5 protein-coding genes are annotated in these 3,666 nt (G+C 71.2%); 3 read left to right on the forward strand and 2 right to left on the reverse strand.

Annotated elements, in window-relative coordinates:
• Positions 1 to 114 precede the first annotated feature (114 nt).
• Positions 115 to 540 (reverse strand): MarR family transcriptional regulator, encoded by a 426-nt coding sequence (locus VG276_01355; GenBank protein ID HEV8648056.1) that lies wholly within the window; start codon positions 538 to 540, stop codon positions 115 to 117.
• 275 nt (positions 541 to 815) lie between these two features.
• Here VG276_01355 and VG276_01360 point away from each other — a divergent pair, with 275 nt between their 5' ends.
• Positions 816 to 1,442 (forward strand): transposase family protein, encoded by a 627-nt coding sequence (locus VG276_01360; GenBank protein HEV8648057.1) that lies wholly within the window; start codon positions 816 to 818, stop codon positions 1,440 to 1,442.
• On the opposite strand, the gene VG276_01365 is transcribed toward VG276_01360, so the two are convergent.
• A complete protein-coding gene (locus tag VG276_01365) occupies positions 1,399 to 2,001 on the reverse strand; it encodes a helix-turn-helix domain-containing protein (protein HEV8648058.1) in 603 nt (200 codons plus the stop codon). The two genes, VG276_01360 and VG276_01365, sit on opposite strands and share 44 nt — an antisense overlap.
• A 164-nt stretch (positions 2,002 to 2,165) precedes the next feature.
• Here VG276_01365 and VG276_01370 point away from each other — a divergent pair, with 164 nt between their 5' ends.
• Both VG276_01370 and VG276_01375 read left to right on the forward strand, forming a co-directional pair.
• Complete coding sequence (locus tag VG276_01370; protein ID HEV8648059.1) at positions 2,166 to 3,137, forward strand: oxidoreductase; 972 nt, start codon at positions 2,166 to 2,168, stop codon at positions 3,135 to 3,137.
• Positions 3,138 to 3,638: a pentapeptide repeat-containing protein gene (locus VG276_01375; GenBank protein HEV8648060.1), complete on the forward strand. Its 501-nt coding sequence runs from the start codon at positions 3,138 to 3,140 to the stop codon at positions 3,636 to 3,638.
• The last annotated feature ends 28 nt before the right edge of the window (positions 3,639 to 3,666 follow it).

The raw sequence follows: 3,666 nt of genomic DNA on the forward strand, positions 1-3,666 counted from the left end.
CTACGGCCTCCAGATCGCCGTAGCGCTTGACCAGCCCGCGCACCGTGATGACGTCCTCGCCTTCGTTGGGAGGGGGCGCCTCGGAGATGGGCGGAGATCCCGGTGTCCCCAGACTCATGCGACATCCTCGCTGGAAAGCGATGACCCCACGACGCGTTCAGTCAGCTCGACCAGAGTTGCCAGCTCCCCGTCGTCGAGGCTGGATAGGGCCTCCTTCAGGGCACGCCGCCGAAGAGCAAGCGAGCGTTCGAGCAGTGTGCGTGCTCGTGGAGTCAAGGAGAGACGAACGACGCGACGATCCCGGCCGTCGTGGTCTCGCTGCACCAGGCCGAGGCGCGCCAGGCGATCTCCCATCTGGGTCGCCGTGCTCATCGACGTCGCCCCCAGGGCATCGGCGAGTTCGCTCATGGTCACGCCGCCGCGGCGGTGGATGGTGTGGAGGGCACCGAGCTGGTGCAGGGTCACCGCGCCCACCTCGGCGCGCAGGTCCTCGGGCAGTTCCGCTGCGAGTCGACGCTGCAGGGCGGGCTGGGCGCGCATGAACCGGTCCAGCAGGTTGCTTCGAGAGCCCTGGGGGCCCTGCCGACTGCTCGTTTCTTTCATGGCACTATATGATACGTGTGACTGTACTATACGTCAACCCGCACTTTTGGCCCCACGCGCCGGCATCGCTACCCACGACGATTGCTCCGCTGTCACCACCCTGGATGACCTGCGTGAGCTGCTGGCGGAGATGGCCACCTCCGGCGAGGCGGTGTGCGTGGACGGGCTGGCGACCCGGGTGCAACGGCCCAGCGGCTGGACCAACCAGCAGGGTGCTGGACGACGCCAAGCGGCACGCCCACACCGCTCAGGGCCTGGCGGTGAGCACGATCTGGGGCGAGCTGTTGTGGGTGGGCGGGGGCTGGCCGGGCAGCTGCCACGAGCACGAGTTGCTTGCGCTGGCAGGGCTGGAGCAGGCGCTGGACGGCGTCGAGGTCGCCAGCCTGCTTGACCGGGGGTTCCGGGGGCTGGCCCGCTTGCGTGACCACTGGCATGCCCCGGTCGGGGATCGCCGCACCATCGACCGGCTCACCGGCGGGCAGCGGGCCTCCAACCGGGAGCAGGCGGGGCTGCGCGCGCTGGTGGAGCAGGCGGTCGCCCAGCTGGCAGGCGCTTGGGCGCTGCGCCGCTGGCGGGGCTGCTGGACCGGGTTCGGGATGTCTGCCGGGCCGCTGGCGCGTTGCTCTGCCTTCGCCGCTGGCTCCTCCGGGTCCGCGGCGCGACCGCATCGGCGCGACCGCACGCCAGGGTCCCTGGCGGCAGCCTTGCCATCCCCATCCCGGCGTGTCCCGCTGACCCAACCAGTCGCCGACGGATGCATCCCATCCGGGCGTGTTGCCAGTCCCGCCCGGTCGCTCAGCTGCGCCTGGTCCGAAGCCCTTGGCAGACCACGGCGATGACCCGGTCCAGCGCAGCGCCGTCGCTGCCGCCCTCTCGTGCCAGACAGCCCGCTAGCAGCGCCTTCACGTCGGCGTAGTCGATGTCGGTCCGGACCGCTCCCGCCTGCTGGGCGCGGGCGAGCAGGTCGCGCAGCCTGCCCGGTACGTCGACCCCGGCGCGCGCGGCGGCGGTCTCCAGGTCGTAGCCGGCGCCGGCGAGGGCCTCGGCCAGGCCCCGGTTCGCCGCGCCCGCATGGACCAGGGTGGCGAAGAACGTGAAGAACGCGCTGCCGGGGTCTTCCGCGTCGGCCAGCGCGTCCGCCTGGCCGGTGAGCTGCTCCATCCGGCGGAGCAGGATCGCCGCGAACAGCTCCTGCTTGGTGGGGAAGTGGCGGCTGACCGTACCGGTGCCCACCCCGGCGCGCCGAGCGATCTCGTGAACCGGTACCGACAACCCTTCGGTGGCGAACACCTCGGCGGCCACCTCCAGCACCCGGGCCCGGTTGCGCCGGGCATCGGCACGCAGCGCCCTGCCGGGCTGGTCGGCGTCGGCCTGGGCCAACGTGGGCTTGTTCGCCACCGCTGCGCAACGCCTCCTTGCGATGGTAGACAACCGGGATGGCCGTCCCGTATAGTGGGCAAAGGCGGGACAGCCGTCCCGATTATAGCGGCACGGAGGCCCGCTCACGCACCAGGCCACGCCCCAACGCCACAGCCCCGCGCACCAAGATCGGAGGCACGACCATGCGCCCCAGCACGACAAGCCAGCGGTGGACCGCGACCGACATCCCTGACCAGCGCGGACGAACGGCCGTGATCACCGGCGCCAACACCGGGCTCGGCTTCGAGACGGCCAAGCTGCTCGCCCAGCACGGCGCCACCGTCGTGCTGGCCTGCCGCAACCCCCACAAGGCCGCCGACGCCGCCGCCCGCATCGCCACCGCCGCACCGAGCGCCGAGGTCAGCACGCTGCAGCTGGACCTGGCGTCGCAGGCGTCGATCCACCGGGCCGCCACCCAGCTACGGACGGACTGGCCACGAATCGACCTGCTCATCAACAACGCCGGGGGGATGATGCCACGCCACCGCCTCACCGAGGATGGCTTCGAGCTCACCCTTGCCACCAACCACCTCGGCCCGTTCGCCTTCACCGGGCTGATCCTGGACCGGCTGCTGGCGGTGCCCGGCTCGCGGGTCGTGACGGTCGCAAGCATCGGCCACCGCCGCGGCACCATCAACTTCGACGACCTCCACTTCCAGCGCGGGTACCGCTACCAGACCGCGTACTTCCAGTCGAAGCTGGCCAACCTGCTGTTCACCTACGAGCTGCAACGCCGGCTGGGCGCGGCCGGCGCACCGACCATCGCGGTGGCCGCGCACCCCGGCAATGCGCGCACCGAGTTCGGCCGTGAGCTGTCCCCCCTGGTCCGGGTCGCGATGAGCCCGCGGCTGCGGATGCTCACCTGGTGGCTGCTGCAAAGCCCCCAGATGGGCACCCTGTCCACAGTGCGCGCCGCCGTCGACCCGGACGTACGCGGAGGCTACTACGGCCCACCCGGCCGGGCCCAGTTCACCGGCTACCCGACCCGCGTCCAGTCCACCCCCGCCTCCCACGACCCCCAGGCGCAACGCCGCCTGTGGCAGGAGTCCGAGCGGTTGACCGGCGTCACCTACCCCATCGGCGAACCGGTCGACACGAACACGCCCCTGTCCTGAGTGGCTCAACTTCGATGGCCTCGGCCGCTCCATGTCAGAAGCATCGCGGACACCCTCAATGGGCCTGACCCGGATCGGTTTGACCTGCGCGACGTCGATCTCCGCAAGGCAGACCTTGCTGGCGTGCACCTTGAGGGCGCGGACCTCGGCGGCGCGCACCTTGAGGAGGCGCACCTCGGCGGCGCGCACCTTGAGAGGGTGTGGCTCCACCGCGCGCACCTAGAGGACGCGAGCCTTCACGGCGCGCACCTGGAGAGGGCGGTAGCGGGCGCGACAACAGTGTGGCCGGTGGGATTCGGGTGGCGTGATGCTGGGGTCATTGGAATCGCCCAATGGGACGAGGCGATCCGAGCTGCCGACGAAGCGACCGTGGCCGCTGCCGCGGGCGAGCGTGTGGACGTGCCGACGGCCGAGCCGCCCGACAGCGAGGGTCATCCGTCCGAGGTGCGGAACTGCTCGGACGGGGATGGCAAGCTGGGGAGCGACTCCCACCGGGGATGACCCGACGACCCTCGGGCAACATCGATTG

It is taken from the genome of Actinomycetes bacterium (assembly GCA_036000965.1).
Taxonomy (GTDB): Bacteria; Actinomycetota; CALGFH01; order CALGFH01; family CALGFH01; genus DASYUT01.

Excerpts from the sequence above, each read along its gene's own strand:
- VG276_01355 (HEV8648056.1), bottom strand. The coding sequence starts at position 540 with ATGCGCGCCCAGCCCGCCCTGCAGCGTCGACTCGCAGCGGAACTGCCC.
- VG276_01370 (HEV8648059.1), top strand. The coding sequence starts at position 2,166 with ATGCGCCCCAGCACGACAAGCCAGCGGTGGACCGCGACCGACATCCCT.